The following is a 23,133-nucleotide window of genomic DNA, read 5'->3' as shown; positions in this document are numbered from 1 at the left end:
AAAGTGAATTGACTTCACAATTGTAATTGCTTCGAACTTTCGTTCAAAGACCCTACACATTTGATTCGTCGAAACGTTGTTCAGTTTTCAAAGATCTACTTCGTTGCCTCAAGACAACTATTTGATAATATCATTCAAACTTGACTGTGTCAATTAAAAGTTGAAGAACTTTTTTGTTTCACAATCGGTCCAGATGATTGCTGCATCAACATTCCGTAGCAGCAAGTAATACTATATCAATCACATGAATCTGGGTCAAGTCAAATTTCAAAAAAAATGAAAAATAGTTCTTTACGGTCAATCAAATACTGGTGCAGAGTCAAACTTAACATCATGGAATAGCGTGTGTAGCTGATCTCCTTGTACAAAATCAAGACCCTGCTCAAGCGCACGTTGCTTCAATTCTGACGTAATCTGAAGATGGTCAAAAACAAACAGCGACACATTAGCCTCAGCTATCTCACAAGTTGTTAATTCGCTTAACCTTAATTGTTCGAGATCTACTTCTAAAGCATCGTGCAAACATTCAAGAATACTTGCCAACGCAGTCTTGTCTTCCAAAACCTTAGTGCAGAAAAAGCCGTAATTACCTTCATTCTTTGTAACTAAAAAGCTTGGGGTGCCATCATTAATTGTCAAAATAGTCCCTGCAACTTGTTTCATAAAGCTCTTTCATCCTCCTCTTACAACTTAGCATTACTTCAAAAATCGTTGACGGGCTTCCGCCAGCCACCCATCCATTGCATCTGAAATTGGTTGAAAACCCGTGTGAACATGATAATTTGTCCAGTACCGCTTGTGCACATCACGGGCGTTGACCACTGGTACATCTTCTTGATCCTCTTCCAAACAGCGTAATGACAGACTGATCTTTTGTGAGTACTCATCTATATCAAGTATTTTAGCCTTTATGGACTGCCCCACTTTTAGATAGTCATGGATATCACGTACAAATCCATAATGTGTCTCTGAAATATGAATGAGCCCTTGATGAGTTTCATCTAAACTAATAAAAGCCCCATACGGCTGAATCCCAGTTACCACACCAGTCACTGTTTGACCAATCTGGTACTTCATAAACCGCGCCTCCCCGCAATTAATTACGCTTCGCTCACGGAGACACTGTTGATTAAAATTGCCGTATCAGGACGATCCTCATAGTTAGTTGAAACCTTAGCCATCTCATCCACAACGTTCATGCCTTCTATAACTTGCCCGAAAACAGTATGATGTCCATCAAGCCATGGTGTACCACCCTGCTCATACTTGGCAATAACTTCATCAGGTAATCCCATATCCTTCAATTGTCCGATCATATCGGCAGAAACTCGACTTGCCTGGACAATGAAGAATTGACTGCCGTTTGTATTTGGACCAGCATTGGCCATCGATAACGCGCCTCTAAAGTTAAACAATTTATCTGAAAATTCATCTTCAAACGTTTGTCCATAGATGCTTTCACCACCGGCACCAGTTCCTGTGGGATCGCCACCTTGAATCATAAAATCAGCAATGACACGGTGGAAACTTACACCGTCATAATAACCATTTTTAGCAAGACTAACAAAGTTTGCTACTGTTTTCGGTGCCTGGTCCTCAAACAATTGGAACTTGATATCTCCCATCGTCGTGTGCAGTGTTACTTGTGGGCCCTTAGCCTCACCAATTTCAATCTGTGGATACATTTTTATTCTCCTTATTACAGCTTGTTTTATTTTTATATACATTTTCCTGTTCACATTCTCATTGAAGAATGTCAAATCTTTATCATTGTAAACAACCGGCTGCTGACATGCAATTGTTGGTGACTGTTTTTGTTCTTACTTCTTCTATATTTCCTTATCATGTGTAATTGAAACCAGCACCACTATGATTGCAATGACAATATTAGGAAAGTCCGCCATTGTGATTTTGAAACTTTTTGTTAATTTCCATATATTCGCTTAATCGCCTATTTTGTTTGCCACTCATTTCTGCTATAGTGAGCCCATTGTCATTTGACATCTTAACAAACTTACTTTTGAAAATTAGAGAGGATTACCTATGTCGACCCTAATTGATTTCGTTTTACATATTGACGCACACCTTGTTTCACTCGTCAATAACTTCGGTAACTGGACGTACCTTATTCTGTTTGCCATTATCTTTATTGAAACCGGTGCGGTTATTCTACCGTTCCTGCCTGGTGACTCACTAGTCTTTGCGGCTAGCGCTCTAGCTGCAAACAGCTTATATCACCTGAATATTTGGACCTTTGTCATTTTATTTCTAATAGCCTGTATCTCCGGTGATTCACTTAACTTTATCATCGGTCAGCGCGTTGGTCATGCCTTGTCGAATCATTCTTTGTTTGGCAAACTGATTCGTAAAGACGCGCTCGAACGTTCAGAAACGTTCTTCAATGCTCATGGTGCGATGGCTATCATTCTGGCGCGGTTTATGCCAATCATCCGAACCTTCGCCCCATTTGTTGCCGGCGGTAGTAATATGCCATACCGCCGCTTTATCCGTTTTTCACTGATCGGCTGTATTTCATGGGTAACCCTATGCTCCGCTGGGGGGTACTTCTTTGGTAACATTCCGTTTGTCAAAGCGCACTTCTCCGCAGTTGTCTTAGGCATCATCATCATCTCGTTGATTCCTGCCGTAGTAGGTTATATTCGTGGGAAGGTTAAGGCTTCATAATTTCACCAAATAAAAGCACGTCGCTTAGCATACTGTGATTTCACACAGTGCTAAACGACGTGCTTTTTAGTGTTTCAAAACGAGTCCGTGTCTTAAATTATGCTGACCAACTAGCATGCCAACGATTAGCCACGTTTCAATCAGAACAAAAAACAATCCGAAACAGGCGAGAAAAAAACTGGCGGGCAACGCATTAATAATCGCATCCTGATTGGGGTCAAATAACCAATCATCGTTTCTAAACAGCAGTTTATGAAATGTGATAAAAAAGCTTTCAAAATTCAAGCTCATGATCACTGCAACAACGGGAGCAACTGGCAACGCAATCCGCATCGGAATAATCAACTGCCATAAACGGCTTTCCCGATACATCCGCCACAGTCCCCATGCCGTAACTATCACCGTTACAATCAGAACGACATTATTGAGTAACAATAATGTCTTTACGTCCGCAAAATGTTTGAGCGCTCCCGCCGAATCAGTAAAATTACTCATGTGCAACCGCTCCACCCACGGAAAATCTAAGTAATGGAGTAACTGATAATAATTTTTCAGCATCGCTTGCCGATTCAAATTCACATCATGCAAGATTGTTGTGGTTGATAACATGATGCGATACAACCAGACAGCGTGAACTGTCAGAAAAATTGAACTTGTTAAGATAAAAAACCAGCCGCACAAATAGCGCAGCCAGTGGTTTACTTTTTTAATAATCATCCGTTTAACCGCCATTTAGTTAAATCTGACACCACATACGTCGGAACAATATCTGCATCACTCGCCGGCGCCTGTTTAGTTAGCCCTGTCAGTGTCAGTAGAGAGTCCATGTTGGCATTCTTTGCGGCCATAATATCTGTATGCAAATTATCCCCAATCATCAGCACATCTTCTCGTGGCAATTGAATCCTGTTGAGCGCCTCATTCATGATGATTTTAGCGGGTTTACCGATGGTGATTGGCTTCTTTCCTGTTGCGTAACGGACAAAATCGACAACCGCTCCAGCGCCCGGCAACATCCCCCGCTGATTTGGAATATTAGTATCCAGATTAGTCCCTACGAACCGTGAGCCATGCTGAATAGCCAACACCGCCTGTACGAATTTTTCATAGGTAACCTCACGATCAAGTCCTACAACCGTAAACGTTGGTGCAAACGACGCATCAGCAACAAGTGCAAAGCCAACGTTACGCAGTGCGTCCTGAAGTCCACGTTCCCCAATAACATAGGCAGTTAATGGTTTATCTGCCGCTAAACGACGCAAATAGTCCGCTGTAGCCAAAGCAGTCGTGTACACATGTGCGGCCGTTGTAGCGATGTGGTGATGTGCGCGCAGATTTTCCGCAACATCTTCAGGACTGCGCGTAGAATTGTTTGTTACAAACAAATAGGGAATCTCACTATCAATCAGCCGTTGCATAAACGTTTGGGCCGTCTTAATTTCCTTAGTTCCCTGGTAGATTGTGCCATCTAAATCAATAAAATAACCTGAATAACGTTTCATCCTTCAAGATCCTCACTGTTTATCGTTATTCTGAGCCTGCGAATGCGATTTTTGTCTAATTGTAAAATGACGCCGCGAAGGTCGTTTGTTTTGCGTAGACTGAACTTGCTGTCCACTATGACCAGTGGGCCGCGTTGCTTTACTAACTGTACGTTCCTTCGTGTAAGCTGTTTCTTTTTTATGATGCGTTTCAAACTGATGACGCTGTTGTCCGTTCTGCTTTTGATTCCGCTGATTTGTCGAGCCATCATTTTTCCGCGCTGTTTGGGTCGTTTTAGTTTCCTGACTACCATTGCTTCGACGCCGTCTTGAACGATGGGAACGTTGATGTTCTTCCTTTTGTGGTCGATCTTGTTGCTCAATTTCAACGTCTAAATTATGAAGCACAAAATAGGCACAACCAAAATTACAATACTCATATAGATAATCTTGTAGTGCCGTTATCGTTTGACTCACTGGTACATTGCGTTTTTTAGCAGCATAAAAGCCTTTTAACCGAAGTTGATCAAATCCCCAATCCCCGACCAAGAAATCATACTTACTCAAAACAGTACTATATCGCTCAGCAAATTTATGCACATCAAACGCATCGTGAAAATTAGTCACTAATTCGTATGGATGCCCATTAATAAAAAATTGTTGCTCGTTTTCACGAACAATGGTAAACATCGCAGCTCGCTTTTCCTGAGCTTCCTGAGCAAGCTCTTGGATGTGTTCACGATCGATAACGATCACCTTCCTAACCTTTGTTACAACAATAGTTACATATCATATTTTACAATCAATTAATGACGCTTTTTATAATCAATCGCCTTGCCCTCAATCATTTGCTCAATTTCTGCAAACGAAAATGGTCGACCAAATGGAATTTCGTGATCAATATAGCTTTTTTCAGGTGTATCAACACCAACATTAATATTTTCCTTGGCCGGAAAAGCATAATGGTGAATGTGACCATGCAAATTGATAATGTTACCAACAATCCCCATGGAAAATGGGTAGTGTGTTAAATAATACTGTCGGTGATCATATTTCAAATACGCGCCAACATCATGGAATTCAAACTTAGGTTTGCCATCCATCATGGTTTCATTATGCGCTGCCAAATATTTGAACAACGCACGGTTATCATGATTACCCTTAATCAACACAATGTGACCATTCAACCGATGCAAAATGTCATTCACCGCAATGTGTGACGTGACAGCTGGTCGCGTAAAGTACATCGCGATATCGCCTAAATGATAAACCGTATCCGTGTCTGTAACGACAGAATTCCAATTTTTAATAATGGTTTCGTTCATGTCTTCAACGGTCAAAAAAGGTCGCGGAGCGAAGTCGTTCATCCCTAGTAACTCTTTATGATAAAAATGTGTGTCCGACGTAAAATACCGCATCTGCAAACCTCCCGTCAATTTCGTCTATTTATTGTACCACATGTTAACATGAACCACCTTGTCGAGACCGCCTGCCCCTGCTTAATGCTTCATTATAAAATGACAAAACAAAAGCCATTATCTGTCCGTTCAAACGGCAAGGTAATGGCTTTAAAAATTTATTTAATCATCAATCATGTTGTGCCATTTCGGACTCAGCCTTCATGCTAATTGACTTAGCCACAAACAAAAAGATAAACCAAGCTACAGCGCCAATAAGTGCAATCAATGTTTCCGTCTTAAATAACATCACAACCGCTACGAAACCAAGAAAGATCAATACTAGGTAATCAGTTAATGGTGCAAATGGCATTTTGAAATCAGCCAATGGAAGATGTTGTGCCTTCATTGATTGCCGATATCTCAAGTGCGCAACGATAATCAGCCCCCAAATGAGAATAAAACACGTTGTGGCAACACTGGAAATAAAGGTAAATACACCAGCAGGAAATAAGAAATTCAAAACTACCGCGATGGCAATAATCAAAGTTGAGAAACGTAATGCATTAGCTGGCACTTGATGTGAAGATAACTTACTCATCCGTTTGGAAAAACGTGATTTACCACCATACGTCAATGAGTAAAGCATCCGACCAGTTGTAAACAAAGAACTATTACATGCAGATGCAGCCGCGGTCAGCACAACAAAATTAATAATACCAGCCGCCGCCTTAATTCCAACGTTTTGAAAGACTTGAACAAATGGACTGCTAGATGGTGACACGTAAGACCACGGATAAATGCTCATAATAACTAACAACGAACCCACATAGAACAGGATAACCCGCATGGGGATTTCATTGATTGCCTTTGGAATGACTTCATGTGGATTGGCCGTTTCAGACGCAGTCATCCCCACCATTTCAATTCCGACAAACGCAAACACCACCATTTGAAATGACAGAACAAAGCCCTTTACACCCTTAGCGAAAAAGCCTCCATCGCGAAACAAGTTGCCAAAAGAAGCATGACCAACAGGCGTTTTAATCGAAAGAAAGATCATCGCCAACCCGCCAACAATTAGCGCAATAATCGCTACAATTTTAATAATGGCAAACCAAAATTCTGCCTCACCAAACGCCTCTACAGTGATTAAGTTTAAACACAACAACACAATTAAAATCACAAAACCTGGTAACCACTGTGGTACTTTCGGAAACCAAAACTGAAAGTACAATCCAGCAGCCGTGATTTCTGCCATGGCAATTGTGATCCATGACACCCAGTAGGTCCAGCCAACCACAAAGCCAGTGCGTTTACCTATGTAGCGGTCAATAAAGTCGATAAATGAGTGTTGCGACAAATCCGACATGAGCAACTCACCTAAGGCACGCATCAACCAAAAACACATCAATCCGGTCAACATATACACTAAAATAATGGCCGGCCCCGCCAAATGAATGGATTGTCCAGCCCCTAAAAACAGCCCAGTCCCAATTGTTCCACCTAGCGCGATAAGTTGTACGTGCCGACTTTTTAATGATCGTGATAATTCTTGCTGATCCGTTTGATTTTCTGCCATCGAATCCTCTACTTTCCGTATGTCCGTTTAAAATTAGCACTCACTAATTCATAAATTATATTATACGAGCGTTTTTCATAATGAACAAACGAAACGATTTCACAGGAAAGGTGAAAATAATTCATCTCAATATTTCAGGTACTAAAAAAAGAGTTAACTGACAGTGAAAAAATATGCCAGCTAACTCTCTCTTTATCTTAACTATATCCGTTAATCGTACTAATCACGCTCAATTATTTCTTCAATCTCTCAACGTCACGCGCAATCATTAACTCCTCATCAGTTGGAATCAATAAGACCTTTGCCGTTGAATCATCTGTCGAAATAATCGCTTCTTTGCCATGAATGTCATTACGTTCATCATCGATCTTGATACCAGCATAATTAAACGCATTAACCACTGCAGCACGAATGGCCTTCGCGTTTTCACCGATTCCGGCAGTAAATACCAACGCGTCAACACCACCCATTTCAGCAATGTATGAACCGACATACTTCACAATGCGGTTAACAAAAATCTTGATGGCCAATTGAGCCCGGTGATCATCACTTGTTTGTAGATCACGCATATCACCAGACGTACCAGAAATACCAAGCAAACCAGACTTCTTGTTCAAAATGTCAATCATCGCTTCAGGGTTAGTAATTCCCAACTTTTGTTGAAGGAACGTAACCAGCGAAGGATCCACATCCCCTGAACGGGTTGCCATTGTAATTCCTGCTAGTGGTGTAAAGCCCATGGATGTATCAATCGATTCACCATTTTTAATCGCGTCAATTGAGGCACCTGCCCCTAAATGCAACGTAATGACTTTTAAGTCTGACAATGGTTTACCCAGAATTTCAGCGGCCCGAGCGGAAACATAGCGATGACTTGTACCATGTGCACCATAGCGACGGGCACCAAACTTCTCGTAGTATTCGTAAGGGATTGAATACAAGTAGTTTTCTTCAGGCATTGTGCTGTGGAATGACGTATCAAAAACGGCGACTGCAGTTGCATTTGGCAAAACTTCACGGAAAGCACGGATGCCTGTTGCATTGGCAGGATTGTGCAATGGTGCATATTCAGCTAACTCATCAATCTTCGCTAAGACATCATCATCAATCACAACTGAGTCCTTGAAGAATTCACCACCAGCAACCACACGGTGTCCAACACCAGTAATTTCATCAAAACTGCCGATAACTTTCAGATCAATAAGTTCTTTCAACAAAACGTTGATAGCAACCTTGTGATCTTTAAAGGGCTGTTCAATTTTAAAGTGTTGACCATCACCATAGTCAATTGTAAATGAGCCTTCTGCTAAACCGATTCGGTCCACTAGCCCCTTTGCAATAACCTCTTCCGAAGGCATGTCGAAAAGTTGGAACTTTAAAGTTGAACTACCTGCGTTAACTGCGATTGTTTTTGCCATGTGCGCGATTCTCCTTTTAGTTACTTATCAAATTTATGAAACGAAACTATTTTTGAATATTTGCTGCTACCCAGTTATCAATTTGATTGGTGAACTGGCGGACAGCGTTTGAATCCTTAAATGATGGAAATTCACCCAATAGAACCTGACCGGCCTGTTTTGCATTGCCGCCCTTTTTCTGAAGCATCAAAATGGCCTTGCGAGCAGCCTTATTAATAAATAGTTCTGTCGGCAAGTTGAGTAGTCCCTGAAGGTGTGCCTCCGTTTGAATCCACTCAACCAATCCCTTGGCCTCAACAGATGTGAATAGTTCACTAGGAACAAGGAAAATCCCCCAGCCGCCGGGTGTTAACTGATTAACAGCTTGTTCAAGAAGTAAATGATGCACATACGAATGTCCTGATTGGGCTGCCGTTTTAAACTGTTTGGCGTGTTCATCCAAGGGGTAATACCCCACCGGTAAGTCACTCACCACTAGGTCTGCCTTAGGCATCACTAATGGATCTAACGCATCTTGATGAAACAATTGAATATCGTGTTTCTGCAAGGTGCCGACAACATTGGCCGCCGCGAGCATAGAATCATCGTTATCAACACCAAAACTGCTGATTTTTACCGAGTTTGACTCAGCTAGTTGATTAATAACTGTCGTCAGTAAGTTACCTGTACCCACTGTAAGATCCAACAGATTTAACTGGTCGCGATGAATAACGCGACTGGCCAAATATGCAACCAAAAAGCCAATGGTATCCGGTGTCAGCTGATGATTAGCATCAACTGCATCGGTCTCGACATCCTTCAATAGGACTAATTGGAGGCCACGTCGGATGGTTTCTTCATCTAGTTGATTTAACTTAATCTGACGATACAAAGCTGTTAACTTTTCGACCGCTTCCGTATCAGGCCGACCATTCTCAACTCTGACCTGACCGCCGTCAATAAGATCGTCACCCACTTCAATAAAGGCGTCTAAATAACTCGTTTCCAGCTGTGTCTGTAAAATCCCAATCGCTTGATCAAGTGTTTGATAAAGTGTTTGTGCCTGTTCTTGTGACAGCGCTACTCACCTCTTTAAAAATTTTTCTTTTTTAATTACATCAAAAACAAAAATCGATGTCCTTGTTAAGGATACCGATTTATGTCAGTTATTTCAAGTTATGTTTCCGCTCCCAAACTTGATAGGACGCGGTTTCTCCACTTGTTAAAATTATTTTTATTTGTGAATTTTTTAACGTGGCTTTCCCCTCAGAAAAAGAAAAGCTGATTTGCTGGGAATGCCTTGCCTGCATCAGACTGACTTCGTTCACGATTGTTTGAATCTGCCAATATTTTCGTTCATTTCTTTGGGCATAAATAGTCGACTCATACGTCATTAACTGAATGAGCAAAATAGTCAGCGTCATAGTCATCAAAAAAATGGCGGTTGGCATAACAAACGCTGTTCGTAATTTTGTATCACCGCTAACTTTCAAGACTAGCCTCCGGAAGGAACGTTGTTCTGCTTACTTGTCGATGATGACGTGTTTTAAACGAGATGGTCAAACAACCATTCGCATACATCATCGAAATGTCTGATATGTTTTCTACTAATGGCATATAACCACCCTTAGTTGTTGTCATAATAAGGCTGTTTCGCTTAGCAACTAAGCGATAATGCTGAACAACGCCCTTATGCGTTTGCCCAATCATCCTAACCTCATTGTCCTGCTGGCTTTCAAACCGAAATTTTTCTTCTGGATTTCCTAAATGCATAACAGTGTTATCCAGCTGGTGAATGCTTTGATATTCATTCGAGGCATTATACCGCAATTGTTGCAACGTTAATGCCACGGTAAACAATACCAGCACACCGATTGTTAGCCCCCACAAAGTTTCAACTATTGTGAACGCTGGCCTTGACCTCACGCTTACCATTCATAACCTCACCTAACTGTCGACTTGTTTTTTCGTAGCGTAAACGGGCCTTTTTTGTACGCTGTCGTTCGAAAGTTAGTCGAGTGTTCATTTGTTGTGTGACCCCCATTACTAGCGTACAAGCACTGAGCGCTAGCGCCAAAGCCAACATTGCCTCGACCATAACAAAGCCAGCTCGTTGACTAACGTTTGAGTTTTTCAATGTGAATAATCCCCCATCCCAGTTGTGGTTTAATCGCGTACTCTTCGCCTAGTGAGGACGTTAACACAATTCTTCTTGGCGCAATCATTTCATCCTTGATGATCAAGATTTTAGGTGATGTCTTTGTCACGGATAAGGTTGACGGCATTTTGATTGTTTGTGGTTGATGATAAGTTTCCTTGTAAACAACTTTTCGATCATCGATGTTAATTTCTGTAACTAGGCGTCCCAACATCGTATGCATTTTGGCCCGTTCAAATAGACTCACTAGTGTTTCAAAAAACTGAGTTTCGGCCTGGCGCTCACGAGTCACTTTAAACGTTTGCACACCAATTCCTAGAATTGCTGTCGTAACTGCAAGGACTAACAAACTTTCAACCAATGTAAATGCCGACCTATTTTTTAACATCCACGGCTGCCACATTATTGTGGATTTCAATGCCCTCATCCTTGGCCTTCGAAACTTGCTTACCCGTGAGATAATTTCCCGTCTGAAGTTCATCAAAGGTCACGTCCTTATCACCGTTATCATTCTGATAAAGATCTACTTGTGTTTGAACTACCTGTGTCATGGCTTCCCCATGGGTTTTAGTAGCATTGCGACGAGATGCCGTTAAGTTCGGCACGATGATCAGAATCAACAGTGAAATAATAAATAGAACAATGGCCATTTCAATTAACGTAAAGGCCTGCCGTTGTTTAACCCGCGTTTTTGGGGCATAGCTTTTCAATTTTTTTATCATTATGATAATCCTCCTATTGTGTGGTAAAGCGGCAACAGAATGCTGAGATAGACACCGACAATGCCTAACCCGATGACACCAAATAGTAATGGCTGAATCAGCCCAATCAAGCCCTCTATCCGATTAAACAAACGGTGGTAAGTTAGTTGAGCATCTACTTTGAGATCTTTAGCAATTTCACGATTACTCAAACCTTTGTTGAAAAAGACTTTAAACGTTGCCGGTATAAAACGGTAACGATCGACGAAAGTGTTCAATTTAGCGCCTTCCATCAAATGATCATTTAATTGATCAGCCAACTGGCGTAATAACGACTTTGCTTCATACGTTTGCAATAATTTCATAACATCATGTGACTGCATGCCACTATTTAATAGCAGACTCAAGTTAAGTGATAAATAGTAATGCCAATACATTTTCAAAAGTGGGCCAATGATGGGCAATTTACATGACACTTGTAATTGGCGTAACCTCGGCAGATGCCAAAAACGCCATCCCACAATGATGATGCCAGTGATAAAAAATATTAAACCCACTCTTAACGGCCATCCGATGCTAGGAATCAATAACTGTTTTGCACCCAGACCAGATAATTCTGGTAGCAATAACTGTTTGACGGCCACAATTAACAGGCCCAAACAAATCAGAATGCCCATTGGATACCGCAATACTGCACGAATCTTTTGTTGTTGGCGAACCTTAACAGCCAAAAAATTACCCAGGTTCGTCAAAACTGAAATCAATTCGCCATTTTCTTCAGCAATTTTTATTTGATAAAAACAGTCGACAGAAACAAACGGACGCATTGCCTCAGCAAACTGAATTCCCTGGGCCAATCGATTCTGAATGTCTGCGATTGTTTGATGCATTTTGGGCAGCATCACTCGTGCAAAATTTAATCCTTCACGCAATGAAAATCCTGCGGTCAATACGTCAGCCATTAGACTGAATAATTGTGCAGTCTGTGGTCCTGACAATTGCCGTATTGCTCCACGCTTGCGCCAACTAGCCAGCCTGATATCTTTGAGCCACCTCTGGGGCCACCAAACCGTCGTCAACTGCTTCTCTGAGCGCATCATGCCACCTCCTTGTCATTTGTGTTTTCCTTTGTTGACCATTGAAAAATGGGCTGGCTTCACTAAATAATTCTTCACGTGTTAACCAGTCGTATATTGTCACTGGCTGGTGCCGCCCCGGTAACAATCGCTGATAACATACTCCTGCAATTGCCTGTTCTAAGTCGTTTTTGGCAATGCCCAACTGTGTTAACCGGCCAACGACACCAGGCGCACTTTGAGCATGAACTGTGGATAACACTAAATGGCCACTCAAAGCTGCCTTGATTGCCACCCGTGCCGTTTGCTCGTCTCGAATTTCACCAATTATAAAAACATCTGGTCGATGTCGTAGCGCTAACTTCAAAAGGGCATCATAGGTCATGCCAGCAAGTTCGTTCACTTGTAATTGCAAAAAATCTGGCTCTTCGATTTCTACTGGGTCCTCAATGGACAGCACTACTGAGTCCGTTTGCCGTTCATGCGCTAATTGATAGATTGTGGTTGTTTTTCCAGAGCCCATCGGACCACTAAGGACAACTAGTCCGGCCGAATTTGTAAGTCCACGAATTGCTGGCCACTGTTTATTTTGCCGAACTGCATGACTCACCTCCGCCAAAGCATAAATAATTCGAATCACCATCGACTCACGGTCTTGAAAATCCCCGACCGTCGAAAGTCTCAGGTGAACTTGCACCCTATCAACTCGAACGTGTAGTGCTCCCAGTTGTGGGCGCCTGCGTTCACTAATTGACATATTCGCCTCATACTTAACGTATGCAATAAGTTGTTCTGCCTGCTCACAACTCAACTCCCCCATCTTTTCAATTCCGGTGACCGTATGGCAGACAATCTCGTAACCTTGAAACTTTGGAAAAAAATACACATCACTTGCATGTTTGGCAATTGCCTGAGTCAACGTATGCGTCATTTTTTCTGCTGGTTGCATCTCATCACTCCTTTCATACCCTTTACATACGCAAAAAGTGACCCCGTTGTTTGCCGATGTCAAAAAAAGACAAAAAAGACATGATTCAAAAAGAATCATGTCTTAGCTTGCACTATTTAATTCGAGTTTTGAAAACGCCTATTCAGCGAGATCCTCGTCAGCAACTTCAGCTGCTTCATAGACATCTGAAACGTCGTCATTGTCGCTCAACTCATCAATCAAATTGACGTATTGCTTAGCCTTGTCACTTGGAACCTTGGTTACATTTTCCGGAATCATTGTAATTTCGGCAGTATCCAAATCAAAGCCCTTTTCTTGTAAGGCATCACGAACTGCAGCCAATTGTGTTGGATCCGTGTAAATTTCAAATGCATCATCAGTCGTATTCATGTCGTCAGCACCGGCATCCAGTGCGTCCATTAACATGGTATCCTCGTCAGCATCTAAACCATCACGTAGGATTACAATGTACCCACGGCGGTTAAACATGAATGCCACAGAACCTGAGGCCCCTAATGCACCACCATGATGAGTAAAGGCAGAACGAATTGCCGAAGCAGTTCGGTTTTTATTATCTGTCAAAGCAGCAACCATGATGGCAGTACCACCAGGTCCGTAACCTTCGTAAGTGATTTCTTCAAACTTTTGACCACCAGCACCAGTCGCTTTGTCCAAAGCACGTTTAACAACGTCTTTAGGCATGTTAGCAGCACGCGCTTTTTCCATGACTAACCGTAGTTGTGCGTTTCCGTCAGGGTCGGCACCACCAGTTTTTGCGGCTTGGTATAAGTCACGTGATATTTTTTGGAAAATTTTTCCACGCTTGGAATCCTGGGCGTTTTTACGACCCTGAATATTATGCCATTTTGAATGTCCTGACATGTTCAGCACTCCTTTGATAGTTAGTATGATTTTTGAGCAAAAAATAACCCTATACACTATACCACTGGGCCGCGGTCGGTTCAATCATTTAACCAGATAATCACAAACGAACTCCCGCCACTAGATTACACGTCTGTCATCTCACTTAAAATAAGGTTCTTCAACCGTGACTGTTGCCTGATCAAAATCGACTGCAGTCGTGGCATCATAAGGTAAAATTGTTCGTGGGTATGCGTGCCCAAAGTTTAAGTTAAACAAGATTGGCGTTTGGTAACATTCCGTTGCATTCAATAATAACCGTTGATAATCCCTAAAGTAGCTTTCATCTTGAGGTTTACCAACTAAAATACCCCTTACTGATCTCAGGATACCAACTTGATCCAATCGTGTGAGCATTTTTTTGTACAGCGATGGGGCTGGTTGTTCTTCACTGGTTTCAATAAACAGAATCTTGTCTTGCCACTCTGTCGCCGGTGGAATGAGTTGAAATTTAGTTGCCACCTGCGCCTCATCGGCGTACCGCGTATTCGTTAATAAATCATAGAAGCTATCTAAACAACCACCAAGCAACCGACCACAGACAACACCGTGGCCCCGAAGCACGACATAACCATGTGTTTCATCATGCTCGATTGGAAGAGTCCCAATTGCATCTGTAGAAAAATCATGACGACTTTCATACCACTTTGAACTACCAATAATTTTTGTGGCCGCTGGATTATGAAAGACATGCATAAACTCGTCCTTCGTATACTGCAGCATTTGTGGCCCTAACTCTGCAAAGTCTGATAGAAAACTGGGTCCATAAAAGGTCTCCAAACCAATTTTATGAAACATTAAATGATTGATAGTGGTATCTGAAAATCCCATAAACACTTTAGGATGCATATGTACCAAATTGATGAATGTGTCGTCCTCACACAAATATGGCAGCAAACGATACGTATCATCTCCACCAATTGCCGCTAAAACACCCTGAACTGAATCGTCGGCAAAGGCCTGCTGCAAATCTGCTGCACGTGCTTCAGGATGATTGTGCAAGAAAGCACTACCCATCAATGCATGCTTCATATACACAGGAACCAAGCCGATGGCCCGTAATCTCTGGTCTCCTAACTGTTGTTCATGCTTAAAGGATTCGTCACCTAACCCACCACCTGACAAACTCACCACGGCAATGCGATCACCTCGTTTTAATTGAGTAGGCTTAAACATGTTCACTCACCTCACCACCCTGTTTTAAATTAATCACAGTATGAACCTTCATAACTTCAATTAATATTGTTTGTCGGATTAATTCAAGGTTTTCAAAAAGCGTTATTGTACAGTTTATTTTATAATAATTATGAAGAAAGGAATGGTTATTTATGAAGCAACCACCGATTGCCAAATTGTACGAGGCTTATTCCGCTGTCGCAGATCAACGAATTCATCAAATTGATGAAACGCACTGGCAAATTATTTCAAGTGATCGTGCACAACATTACACGGTCATCAGTAGTGACAACGGTCAAACATTTAGTAGCAATGATAATGCCACTTATTGGCAAGGTTATCCAGGATATCCTATTTTGGCCACTTGGCTGACGTTAGACGTGCTACCTACTGATCACGAAATTCTCCCCAGTTTTAAAAACATTAACTGGCATGTTCGTAATGAAGCCGTTCACAACCATTATGACCAGGCCATCGACCAATTTTTGAGTGAACAATCAGACAAGATGGCAAAGGTTATCCCACTAGTACTTGCGGCGGGTATGAATAAATTAGCGTCCTTTAATTACACCATCAAACGCAATCGGGCGGTAAAAAAATAGCGACGTTGTGTAGCCTAATTATTAAAACTTAATTCGATTCAAAATCGGAATACTCATCTCGGCACTTGTGCTACCTTGCGAGTATCCTGATTTTTATTATGTTTTCAGGTTCGCATTAACTCTGCTAACTAAAGAGAAATAGTACCAGTTTGGCATCTGAAACTAAAATGCAGGCATTTGTTCGGAAAAGATAGGTGCTTTCAGCTAACATGGTAGTTAACCATTAAAACTGGAGGAACCTAACATGCACCAACGTGTGATTGCATATATTCGAACATCCACAAATCGTCAGGATTTAGGTCTTGAATTTCAACTTGAGCAAGTACGTCAATACCATCCAGATAAGATTTTTCATGAACAAATTTCTGGCAGAAAACGTGATCGTCCAGAGCTCACAAAAGCCCTTTCTGAAATTCAACCTGGCGACCAACTTCTAGTGTATAAGCTCGATCGATTAGGTCGAAGTACAAAACAACTCGTCAATATTATCGCTGAATTAGATGTCAAAGGCGCACATTTTAAATCAATTCACGACAATATTAATACAGAAACCATTAATGGCCGTTTTCTATTCACGATTCTTTCTGCTGTGGCAGAATTGGAAGCCAATATGATTTCAGAGCGAACAAAGGATGCACTTAAAATGACAACAAAAAAGTTAGGCAGACCGGTTCGAATTACCTCAGACACCAAAGAGATTATTTTGCACAACTACGCTGAATCAAAATTAACTGTGAAAGAAATAGCGACACGAAACCACGTCAGTCCCGCATACGTTTACCGTCTAGCTCATCAGGCAGGACTATCACGAACCCATCCGCAACAATCTAATGCTCCCGTAGATTGTTAAAACCAAAATTGACGTCGTTTAATCGGAATCGGCGCGTTTTGAACGGTTTGACCATTTAAAATATCCTGCGCCGTTTGTTCAAATTGAGCGGCGACTTTTGAGCCAAAATCTTTGGTCAACTTATGAAAAGCATCATCCATTTCATATTTTCGTTCAGGCAAATCATGCGCATCAGAGGCCAACACATTCACTTGTTGGGCTGCAATTAGTTGCTTGCTAAATCTCTGAACCTTTTTACCAAATGTACCCACATAGCTACTAGCTGTCAGTTGTGCTAAGCATCCCCTGGAAACAAGATCATAAATCAAATTCGGCTTCGCAAGAATAGCGGTATTTCTTTCCGGATGAACAATAACCGGTACAATTCCACGCTGTTGAATATCATAGATCATCTGTTTGGTGTAACTCGGTACATCATTATCAGGAAATTCCAGCATAAGATATCTGCCGGTTTCGTCTGCAAATAAGATATCGTCCTGGTCAAGTGCCTCAATAAGCTCGCCATTTATCCTTACCTCTTGGCCAGGAAAAACTGTCAATGGGATATTATGTGCAACCAGTTCATGCTCAAAGATTGCAGTTTCTTTCAACACGTCAGCTTTGTGATTAACATACACACCATTCATATGATGAGGTGTTAGTAAGGCATGTGTGATGCCATCAGCTACAGCATCACGCGCCAATTGTAAAGAAACTTCCATACTTTTCGATCCGTCATCAATGCCTGGTAGCAGATGACAGTGTAAGTCAACACGACTCATTTATTTACTTCCATTTCCATCAGTTTTACCGTAGCCATAACCATATCCGTACCCGTATCCATAGCCATAGCCTCTACCTTCTGCTTCACCTGTTGCATCGTTCATAACATAACCCAACACATTGGCATTAGCCAAATCCAATAATTCTTTAGTACGAGCAATAGCGGCCTTGGTCGTTACTCCAAAACGAACGACCAATACTACCCCATCCACTTTTGCTGTTAATAACTGGGCATCGGTTACCGTCAACATCGGTGGAACATCAAACACAACAATATCGAATTCTTCTCGAAGTCGAGCAATCAGTTTATTCATTCTATGTGAGTTTAGCAGTTCGGCCGGATTGGGTGGGATGGGGCCACTCGTAAGAATTGATAAGTTTTCCACAGAAGTATTTTGAACGGTTTCCCGAAACGACTCAATCTTGTCTTGCGTCAAAATTGTTGTTAATCCTTGTGTGTTATTGACATTGAAAGTGGAATGTAGCGTTGGTCGCCGCAGGTCTGCATCAACGAATAATACTTTTCGTCCCTGCTGCGCCCAAGTAATTGCAACATTGGCAGAAACTGTTGATTTGCCTTCACTTGTGTCAGCCGAGGTAAACATAATGGTTTTAATCGGGGCATCGATTGAAGCAAACTCAATATTAGTACGAACAGTTCTAAACTGTTCTGAGACGACTGCCTTCGGATGCGTTGCTGTGACAACTTTAGCCCCGTTAAGCATTGTATCGTCTGACAATTTTTTTCGATGGTGAAATAATGGCATAATGTTTTCCTCCTAGACTCGATTTGATAAATGTCGTGGATTACTGTTTCCCTCTGATTCACCAACTGGTTTACTGTGAGCCGCTAATTTATTCGTACCTGAGATTCGCGTAATGTGTCCTAGATTTGTGAGCTTTAGAGTTTCACTCAAGACAGTTTCATCTTTAATAGTCGTGTCTGTTAATTCCCGGATAAATGCATATGATAATCCTAAAATGAGACCAATTATAATGCCAAGAAGTACTAGTAACGTCGTTCTTGGTGAGACCTTCTGATCTGATGCCACCGCTTTTGAAACAATCGTCACATTATTGACAGACATAATTTTTTTAATCTGCGTTTTAAAGACCTGCGCAGTAACATTTGCAATTCGTGCAGCCTCCTTCGGCTGACCACTCGTCACCGTGATGGCAAAAACTTGTGAATTCTGCTGGTTTGAGATTTTAATACTATTTTTTAGCTGAGCTGAACTGACGTCATAAGTTTCTTCATTGCTGGCCCTTGTCACGGCTGGCTGGGCCTTTTCAACTAAGACCTTTCCACCAGCCAATGTTGTTTCATAGCGCGCCGGGGTTGCCTTTTTAACTAATACACGTGAGGGATACTTTAATTCATGGCTGACATGATCTAAAACAACCTGATTCGTAATAATGTCTTTATAAGTTGTAATCATTTGTACATCGGCTTGTTGGTCCTGAAACTGTGCACCATTGTTACTAGCAGAATTAGTGTCGCTTTTGCGACTAACCAAAAGTTGCGTATCGGCACTATATTTTGGCGTCATCACAAACGTTGCAATGCCCCATGCCCCTACTCCAAATAAAATTGCCCACAGAAATATTGCCACAAGGTGTTTTCTAATGATGCCCCATGCCTGAAGTAAACTTATGTTTTGTTCCATAATTAAATTTTCCTTTCAGCGTTTCCCGAATGTTTTTCAATTTCTGAAAAGTACTGTCTGATGTCGCTGAGAATGTATTTAGCAGCATGACCGTCTCCATACGGGTTCTTCGCTTCAGCCATTCTGCTATATAAATCCGTGTTTGTTAGTAACTCAATCATTGCCTTTTTAACATTATTTTTGTCAGTCCCAATCAGCTTTAATGTGCCCGCTGTGACACCTTCTGGACGTTCCGTTTCATCTCGTAAAACTAGAACAGGCTTATTTAGTGACGGTGCCTCCTCTTGGACGCCACCGGAATCAGTCATAATAAAATCACTTTTGGCCGCTAAATTATGAAAGTCCAAAACATCGAGTGGCTCTACAAGGTGAACGCAATCAACATGTCCCAGCACCCGTTGTGCTACTTTCTGGACATTAGGGCTTAAATGAACTGGGTAAATAACCTCAACATTATTGTGTTGCTCAACAACTTCTTTCACAGCTTGAAATACATTTGTCATTGGCTGTCCAAGGTTCTCTCGACGGTGCATAGTGAGTAAAATCACGCGATTCCCTGGCTTTATTTGGTTCAGTACATCATGTTTGTAATCTGTTTTGACAGTCTCCTGTAGTGCATCAATTGCTGTATTACCTGTCACAAAAATATTGGTGGCCGCATGGTGCTCCCTTAGTAAATTACGTTTACTCAATTCGGTTGGTGCAAAATAAAAATCTGCTAATACATCTGTCATCTGACGATTCATTTCCTCTGGAAAAGGTGAATACTTGTCCCATGTTCTTAAACCCGCCTCAACGTGCCCAATTGGTACCTGATTATAAAAGCAGGCCAGTGCGGCGGTGAATGTTGTGGTTGTATCCCCATGAACCAAAACAATATCTGGATTAACCTGGCTAATAATCGTGGTCAAACCTGTTACAACTCTAGCGGTTAATTCATCTAATTTTTGATTTGGTTTCATAACATTTAGGTCATAATCTGGTGTAATTTTGAAAATCTTTAACACCTGATCAAGCATCTCTCGATGTTGGGCCGTGACAACGGTAATCGGCTCGAAATTCTTATCCTCATGCATTCTTAAAATTATTGGTGCCATCTTAATTGCTTCTGGACGGGTACCAAACACAGTCATTACCTTAAGCGGTTTGCTCATTTTTCTGACTCTCCTCGTTTAAATCTTCTTTTAATTAGTATCATCCACTCTTGAGAACCATCTAGAAGCGAACGTCCTAATGAGGTTCGTAACCTTCGAAAGACTTCAGATAACCACTTCCAATTGTTGTAACTGAGCTGGACTGATCCAGCACCCAAAATTAATGACCAGACACCGAACCTGCCAGTCATCAATAACGCAACGGTCAGTATCACGCTCAACAAACCACTAACTAAGTAAGCACGAACGTATGGCACATTGTTCGTATCAGATATGTAAGAAGCTCCGGCCGATTGCTGTTGCCACAAAAACATGTATATCGACATGCCGATGAAAAAGGGAACACTAAAACTACTATTCGGCTTAAAAATACGTAATAAGGGAAATACAGCGACGCACACCGCTAATGTACCCAGTATCGTTAATATATAAAGCATTGATAGGCCGCGACTAACAACTTTTTTTTGCGTCCTAACATCATGATTTAAAAAAGCAGATTGAAACGTTGGATGATATGCGTAGATCATAGATGCGGAAATATTGGAAACCGCGGTCGCAAGTTGAAGTGAAATTGAATACACACCGGTCTGTGTCAATGTTAAAAATAACGAAGCCAGAATCGAACTAGCTTGCGTGACTAAGTAGTTAGAAATGGCTACAATTCCATCTCGAACGGCGTTGAAAGACACTAGCCGTAACGTCGACATGACATCATCCCGACTAACCGATAATTTCCATTCAGGTGTTTGCTGCAGTTTAAAGGTGTCAAAACTATATTTACATAGAATTCGAAATGCAATGCCGTTTGTAAAAAATCCTAATGCTACAGCAATTAACCCAAATCCAAACACTAGTCCAAGCGCTGATAGGACAAATTGAATAGCCTTGGAAATAAAGGTTGCTTGATTGATATTAGCAACGGCTCCCAGTCCACGTAAAAGAGCAGAATAGTAACCGAGATAAAGATTCATAAATAAAGCGATGCAAAAGATAATCCACGCCGGCATAAGTGAATCAACCGAGATTGCATGACCAACATGAAGGACATAAAAGGTGCCAATAGTACCAACTGTTGCAAATGCAGCAAGCGACAACAGGCCATATAGCCGTTTCGAAGTCGCAATAATTATCCTAAGTAAATGAATATTAGGTGTACTGTTTTCTGAAAACTGTGAGGCACCAATTTTAGTCAGCGATTTTGCACCACTCCACGCATAAGCGATGTTGCGGGCAAAAGTTGGATCAAAGCCAAAGTCAAACAAACTAACCAATCCATTAATAGCTAGGAAGATGTACCACATGCCAATTTGATTGCCCGATAAAAAATGTAAAATAAACGGCAGTAACAGAAAAGAGCTTGATAAGGAGAAAAATGTCCCGACGTAACTCCATATCACATCTGCTCGTGAAGCTTTTATTTTCACTGATATCCTCTTTTCTGATCAATCAATTTTGCGACGATAACGTTTGATAAATACGCTGTAAACGATGTGTCATTTGTTCCCACGAAAATTCTGCCGTATAAGTTCGTTTCATAATTTCACCGTCATGTGTCCATGAGCTCTTATTGGCCATTACTTTTTTAATTCCCGCTTGAATGCCAGCTTTGCTTGGCTCAACCACAGCACCAACTGAAAGTTTAGTCAGCCACGAGCTCATCCCTGTACCTTTGATCATAATCAACGGTTTACCTAAACGAAAGGCCTCAAAAAACTTATTGGGTGATGCAAAACGGTGATTCTTGATGATTGGATCATATAAAGCAACCAAAATTTCAGCATTGCTTTCAATTTCGGCAACCTTCGAATAAGGAACCTTTCCTAAAAAGAAAATTCCCTCATCTTGCGACGCATAGTCAGTGATCATGGATTCATATTTACCAAAACCAGCGATTGTCATCGACCACTTTGGTTCCATGGCCACCACATCCACCAATTCTGGTAAAAATCGATACGGACTAAGCCCTCCAACATAGGCAATTGTATATTTGGGTTGCTGACCCTCTGGACCGTGATTCACTGGTAAATCTGGACTGTTGTAAATAACCCACAGATGTTTTGAGTGGGTTCCTTTGATCTGCGCCCGACGTTCCTCAGAACAGATTATGGTCGTATCCGCTCGATTAATAACATAAAACTCTAAATGATGAATAAATTGAGATAACCCCGCTGGGTAGTTTCGTGTATCAGCGGCAAAATCAAAAATGTCGTAAACCAATTTCTTATGCGTTAATTTTGCGGCCAATAAACCAATGACACCTGTCTGCAGGTTACAGGCATGAATTGCATCAATTCGTTTACAAACTTTAAGCAAATAAAAAAATAATGCAATTTCAAATTTTACATATGACCACACCTTAAAAACTTTATGATGGTAACTCAGCTTAGCCTTTAAAAAATGGATTGGCAGTGACACCCCAGCATACGATGTTTCACCATCAACACTGGAAGCGTCACGATGCTCATCCCATCCAATGATTGAAACGTTGTGTCCAACTTTAACTAAACTACTGGCCTCTTTAAGTATCCTTGAATCCGCAATAATATCGTTATCTCGTAGGAAAATTACTTTCATC

28 protein-coding genes are annotated in these 23,133 nt (G+C 41.4%); 3 read left to right on the top strand and 25 right to left on the bottom strand.

Features of this window, described 5'->3' with window-relative positions; all coding sequences use genetic code 11:
* Positions 1-297: 297 nt before the first annotated feature.
* The 3 genes from GB993_RS11055 to GB993_RS11045 are packed head-to-tail and all read right to left on the bottom strand — an operon-like array spanning position 298 to position 1,685.
* Entirely contained in the window at positions 298-663 is a 366-nt protein-coding gene (locus tag GB993_RS11055) for a hypothetical protein (RefSeq protein WP_161000903.1), read from the bottom strand.
* Positions 664-696: 33 nt separating this feature from the next.
* Positions 697-1,077 (bottom strand): CvfD/Ygs/GSP13 family RNA-binding post-transcriptional regulator, encoded by a 381-nt coding sequence (locus tag GB993_RS11050; RefSeq protein WP_161004330.1) that lies wholly within the window; start codon positions 1,075-1,077, stop codon positions 697-699.
* A gap of 23 nt (positions 1,078-1,100) precedes the next feature.
* Complete coding sequence (locus tag GB993_RS11045) at positions 1,101-1,685, bottom strand: peptidylprolyl isomerase (RefSeq protein ID WP_162854107.1); 585 nt, start codon at positions 1,683-1,685, stop codon at positions 1,101-1,103.
* A gap of 358 nt (positions 1,686-2,043) precedes the next feature.
* On the opposite strand from GB993_RS11045, the gene GB993_RS11040 reads away from it, so the two are divergent.
* Positions 2,044-2,685: a VTT domain-containing protein gene (locus GB993_RS11040; protein WP_161004329.1), complete on the top strand. Its 642-nt coding sequence runs from the start codon at positions 2,044-2,046 to the stop codon at positions 2,683-2,685.
* A gap of 66 nt (positions 2,686-2,751) precedes the next feature.
* Here GB993_RS11040 and GB993_RS11035 read toward each other — a convergent pair whose 3' ends face one another.
* The 16 genes from GB993_RS11035 to GB993_RS10960 all read right to left on the bottom strand — a co-directional run bounded on the left by GB993_RS11035 (position 2,752) and on the right by GB993_RS10960 (position 15,523).
* A complete protein-coding gene (locus tag GB993_RS11035; protein WP_161004328.1) occupies positions 2,752-3,402 on the bottom strand; it encodes a TIGR01906 family membrane protein in 651 nt (216 codons plus the stop codon).
* Positions 3,399-4,187: a TIGR01457 family HAD-type hydrolase gene (locus tag GB993_RS11030; RefSeq protein WP_161004327.1), complete on the bottom strand. Its 789-nt coding sequence runs from the start codon at positions 4,185-4,187 to the stop codon at positions 3,399-3,401. The genes GB993_RS11035 and GB993_RS11030 overlap by 4 nt, the downstream gene beginning before the upstream one ends.
* 12 nt (positions 4,188-4,199) lie before the next feature.
* Entirely contained in the window at positions 4,200-4,922 is a 723-nt protein-coding gene (locus GB993_RS11025; RefSeq protein WP_161004326.1) for a YutD-like domain-containing protein, read from the bottom strand.
* Positions 4,923-4,972: 50 nt separating this feature from the next.
* Positions 4,973-5,584 (bottom strand): metallophosphoesterase, encoded by a 612-nt coding sequence (locus GB993_RS11020; RefSeq protein ID WP_161004325.1) that lies wholly within the window; start codon positions 5,582-5,584, stop codon positions 4,973-4,975.
* A gap of 169 nt (positions 5,585-5,753) precedes the next feature.
* Positions 5,754-7,145 (bottom strand): amino acid permease, encoded by a 1,392-nt coding sequence (locus GB993_RS11015; protein ID WP_161004324.1) that lies wholly within the window; start codon positions 7,143-7,145, stop codon positions 5,754-5,756.
* A gap of 233 nt (positions 7,146-7,378) precedes the next feature.
* Positions 7,379-8,563, bottom strand: coding sequence for an acetate/propionate family kinase (locus GB993_RS11010; RefSeq protein ID WP_161000896.1), 1,185 nt, complete (start codon positions 8,561-8,563; stop codon positions 7,379-7,381).
* Positions 8,564-8,609: 46 nt separating this feature from the next.
* Entirely contained in the window at positions 8,610-9,620 is a 1,011-nt protein-coding gene (locus GB993_RS11005) for a class I SAM-dependent methyltransferase (RefSeq protein WP_162854121.1), read from the bottom strand.
* Between the two features lie 88 nt (positions 9,621-9,708).
* The gene (locus GB993_RS11000; RefSeq protein ID WP_161004323.1) at positions 9,709-10,035 is read right to left on the bottom strand and encodes a hypothetical protein; all 327 of its coding nucleotides are present in this window, start codon (positions 10,033-10,035) and stop codon (positions 9,709-9,711) included.
* The gene (locus GB993_RS10995; protein WP_161004322.1) at positions 10,025-10,477 is read right to left on the bottom strand and encodes a competence type IV pilus minor pilin ComGF; all 453 of its coding nucleotides are present in this window, start codon (positions 10,475-10,477) and stop codon (positions 10,025-10,027) included. Before GB993_RS10995 ends, GB993_RS11000 begins: the two co-directional genes overlap by 11 nt.
* The gene (locus GB993_RS10990) at positions 10,437-10,679 is read right to left on the bottom strand and encodes a hypothetical protein (protein WP_161004321.1); all 243 of its coding nucleotides are present in this window, start codon (positions 10,677-10,679) and stop codon (positions 10,437-10,439) included. Before GB993_RS10990 ends, GB993_RS10995 begins: the two co-directional genes overlap by 41 nt.
* Positions 10,660-11,088, bottom strand: a complete 429-nt coding sequence (locus tag GB993_RS10985) for a pilus assembly FimT family protein (RefSeq protein ID WP_161004320.1) — start codon at positions 11,086-11,088, stop codon at positions 10,660-10,662. The genes GB993_RS10990 and GB993_RS10985 overlap by 20 nt, the downstream gene beginning before the upstream one ends.
* Positions 11,075-11,422 (bottom strand): competence type IV pilus major pilin ComGC, encoded by a 348-nt coding sequence (gene comGC, locus GB993_RS10980; RefSeq protein ID WP_161004319.1) that lies wholly within the window; start codon positions 11,420-11,422, stop codon positions 11,075-11,077. Before comGC ends, GB993_RS10985 begins: the two co-directional genes overlap by 14 nt.
* Positions 11,422-12,501, bottom strand: a complete 1,080-nt coding sequence (locus GB993_RS10975) for a type II secretion system F family protein (RefSeq protein ID WP_161004318.1) — start codon at positions 12,499-12,501, stop codon at positions 11,422-11,424. Before GB993_RS10975 ends, comGC begins: the two co-directional genes overlap by 1 nt.
* The gene (comGA, locus tag GB993_RS10970; protein WP_161004317.1) at positions 12,428-13,426 is read right to left on the bottom strand and encodes a competence type IV pilus ATPase ComGA; all 999 of its coding nucleotides are present in this window, start codon (positions 13,424-13,426) and stop codon (positions 12,428-12,430) included. Before comGA ends, GB993_RS10975 begins: the two co-directional genes overlap by 74 nt.
* Before the next feature lie 138 nt (positions 13,427-13,564).
* Positions 13,565-14,308, bottom strand: coding sequence for a YebC/PmpR family DNA-binding transcriptional regulator (locus tag GB993_RS10965; RefSeq protein WP_161000889.1), 744 nt, complete (start codon positions 14,306-14,308; stop codon positions 13,565-13,567).
* 141 nt (positions 14,309-14,449) lie between these two features.
* Complete coding sequence (locus GB993_RS10960; protein WP_161004316.1) at positions 14,450-15,523, bottom strand: S66 family peptidase; 1,074 nt, start codon at positions 15,521-15,523, stop codon at positions 14,450-14,452.
* Between the two features lie 152 nt (positions 15,524-15,675).
* On the opposite strand from GB993_RS10960, the gene GB993_RS10955 reads away from it, so the two are divergent.
* Both GB993_RS10955 and GB993_RS10950 read left to right on the top strand, forming a co-directional pair.
* Positions 15,676-16,125 carry a hypothetical protein gene (locus GB993_RS10955; RefSeq protein ID WP_161004315.1) on the top strand — a complete coding sequence of 150 codons (450 nt, stop codon included), beginning with the start codon at positions 15,676-15,678 and terminating at the stop codon, positions 16,123-16,125.
* 244 nt (positions 16,126-16,369) lie between these two features.
* Entirely contained in the window at positions 16,370-16,975 is a 606-nt protein-coding gene (locus GB993_RS10950; RefSeq protein WP_161004314.1) for a recombinase family protein, read from the top strand.
* Here GB993_RS10950 and GB993_RS10945 read toward each other — a convergent pair.
* The 6 genes from GB993_RS10945 to GB993_RS10920 are packed head-to-tail and all read right to left on the bottom strand — an operon-like array spanning position 16,972 to position 23,132.
* Positions 16,972-17,736, bottom strand: coding sequence for a tyrosine-protein phosphatase (locus GB993_RS10945; RefSeq protein ID WP_161004313.1), 765 nt, complete (start codon positions 17,734-17,736; stop codon positions 16,972-16,974). The two genes, GB993_RS10950 and GB993_RS10945, sit on opposite strands and share 4 nt — an antisense overlap.
* A complete protein-coding gene (locus tag GB993_RS10940) occupies positions 17,737-18,504 on the bottom strand; it encodes a CpsD/CapB family tyrosine-protein kinase (protein ID WP_161004312.1) in 768 nt (255 codons plus the stop codon).
* Between the two features lie 12 nt (positions 18,505-18,516).
* Complete coding sequence (locus GB993_RS10935; protein ID WP_161004311.1) at positions 18,517-19,404, bottom strand: YveK family protein; 888 nt, start codon at positions 19,402-19,404, stop codon at positions 18,517-18,519.
* Between the two features lie 2 nt (positions 19,405-19,406).
* On the bottom strand, positions 19,407-20,558 hold the full coding sequence (gene wecB, locus GB993_RS10930; RefSeq protein WP_161004310.1) for a non-hydrolyzing UDP-N-acetylglucosamine 2-epimerase: 1,152 nt from the start codon (positions 20,556-20,558) through the stop codon (positions 19,407-19,409).
* The gene (gene wzx, locus GB993_RS10925; protein ID WP_161004309.1) at positions 20,555-21,982 is read right to left on the bottom strand and encodes an O-unit flippase-like protein; all 1,428 of its coding nucleotides are present in this window, start codon (positions 21,980-21,982) and stop codon (positions 20,555-20,557) included. Before wzx ends, wecB begins: the two co-directional genes overlap by 4 nt.
* A gap of 22 nt (positions 21,983-22,004) precedes the next feature.
* Positions 22,005-23,132 carry a glycosyltransferase gene (locus tag GB993_RS10920; RefSeq protein ID WP_161004308.1) on the bottom strand — a complete coding sequence of 376 codons (1,128 nt, stop codon included), beginning with the start codon at positions 23,130-23,132 and terminating at the stop codon, positions 22,005-22,007.
* Between the last annotated feature and the right edge of the window lies 1 nt (position 23,133).

It is taken from the genome of Furfurilactobacillus milii (genome assembly GCF_009864005.1).
GTDB lineage: Bacteria > Bacillota > Bacilli > Lactobacillales > Lactobacillaceae > Furfurilactobacillus > Furfurilactobacillus rossiae_B.
Note: the sequence above shows the minus strand (reverse complement) of the source record. Positions and strands in the feature narration are given on the sequence as shown.

What these genes read in the sequence shown, in the direction of transcription:
- GB993_RS10920 (WP_161004308.1), bottom strand. Translation starts at nt 23,132, where the DNA reads ATGAAAGTAATTTTCCTACGAGATAACGATATTATTGCGGATTCAAGG.
- GB993_RS11035 (WP_161004328.1), bottom strand. Translation starts at nt 3,402, where the DNA reads ATGATTATTAAAAAAGTAAACCACTGGCTGCGCTATTTGTGCGGCTGG.
- GB993_RS10975 (WP_161004318.1), bottom strand. Translation starts at nt 12,501, where the DNA reads ATGATGCGCTCAGAGAAGCAGTTGACGACGGTTTGGTGGCCCCAGAGG.
- GB993_RS10960 (WP_161004316.1), bottom strand. Translation starts at nt 15,523, where the DNA reads ATGTTTAAGCCTACTCAATTAAAACGAGGTGATCGCATTGCCGTGGTG.
- GB993_RS11045 (WP_162854107.1), bottom strand. Translation starts at nt 1,685, where the DNA reads ATGTATCCACAGATTGAAATTGGTGAGGCTAAGGGCCCACAAGTAACA.
- comGC (WP_161004319.1), bottom strand. Translation starts at nt 11,422, where the DNA reads ATGATAAAAAAATTGAAAAGCTATGCCCCAAAAACGCGGGTTAAACAA.
- GB993_RS11020 (WP_161004325.1), bottom strand. Translation starts at nt 5,584, where the DNA reads ATGCGGTATTTTACGTCGGACACACATTTTTATCATAAAGAGTTACTA.
- GB993_RS11050 (WP_161004330.1), bottom strand. Translation starts at nt 1,077, where the DNA reads ATGAAGTACCAGATTGGTCAAACAGTGACTGGTGTGGTAACTGGGATT.
- GB993_RS11040 (WP_161004329.1), top strand. Translation starts at nt 2,044, where the DNA reads ATGTCGACCCTAATTGATTTCGTTTTACATATTGACGCACACCTTGTT.
- GB993_RS11015 (WP_161004324.1), bottom strand. Translation starts at nt 7,145, where the DNA reads ATGGCAGAAAATCAAACGGATCAGCAAGAATTATCACGATCATTAAAA.
- GB993_RS10985 (WP_161004320.1), bottom strand. Translation starts at nt 11,088, where the DNA reads ATGTTAAAAAATAGGTCGGCATTTACATTGGTTGAAAGTTTGTTAGTC.
- GB993_RS10950 (WP_161004314.1), top strand. Translation starts at nt 16,370, where the DNA reads ATGCACCAACGTGTGATTGCATATATTCGAACATCCACAAATCGTCAG.
- comGA (WP_161004317.1), bottom strand. Translation starts at nt 13,426, where the DNA reads ATGCAACCAGCAGAAAAAATGACGCATACGTTGACTCAGGCAATTGCC.
- GB993_RS11055 (WP_161000903.1), bottom strand. Translation starts at nt 663, where the DNA reads ATGAAACAAGTTGCAGGGACTATTTTGACAATTAATGATGGCACCCCA.
- GB993_RS10940 (WP_161004312.1), bottom strand. Translation starts at nt 18,504, where the DNA reads ATGCCATTATTTCACCATCGAAAAAAATTGTCAGACGATACAATGCTT.
- GB993_RS11010 (WP_161000896.1), bottom strand. Translation starts at nt 8,563, where the DNA reads ATGGCAAAAACAATCGCAGTTAACGCAGGTAGTTCAACTTTAAAGTTC.
- GB993_RS10955 (WP_161004315.1), top strand. Translation starts at nt 15,676, where the DNA reads ATGAAGCAACCACCGATTGCCAAATTGTACGAGGCTTATTCCGCTGTC.
- GB993_RS10935 (WP_161004311.1), bottom strand. Translation starts at nt 19,404, where the DNA reads ATGGAACAAAACATAAGTTTACTTCAGGCATGGGGCATCATTAGAAAA.
- GB993_RS11030 (WP_161004327.1), bottom strand. Translation starts at nt 4,187, where the DNA reads ATGAAACGTTATTCAGGTTATTTTATTGATTTAGATGGCACAATCTAC.
- wecB (WP_161004310.1), bottom strand. Translation starts at nt 20,558, where the DNA reads ATGAGCAAACCGCTTAAGGTAATGACTGTGTTTGGTACCCGTCCAGAA.
- GB993_RS10965 (WP_161000889.1), bottom strand. Translation starts at nt 14,308, where the DNA reads ATGTCAGGACATTCAAAATGGCATAATATTCAGGGTCGTAAAAACGCC.
- GB993_RS10995 (WP_161004322.1), bottom strand. Translation starts at nt 10,477, where the DNA reads ATGGTAAGCGTGAGGTCAAGGCCAGCGTTCACAATAGTTGAAACTTTG.
- GB993_RS10945 (WP_161004313.1), bottom strand. Translation starts at nt 17,736, where the DNA reads ATGAGTCGTGTTGACTTACACTGTCATCTGCTACCAGGCATTGATGAC.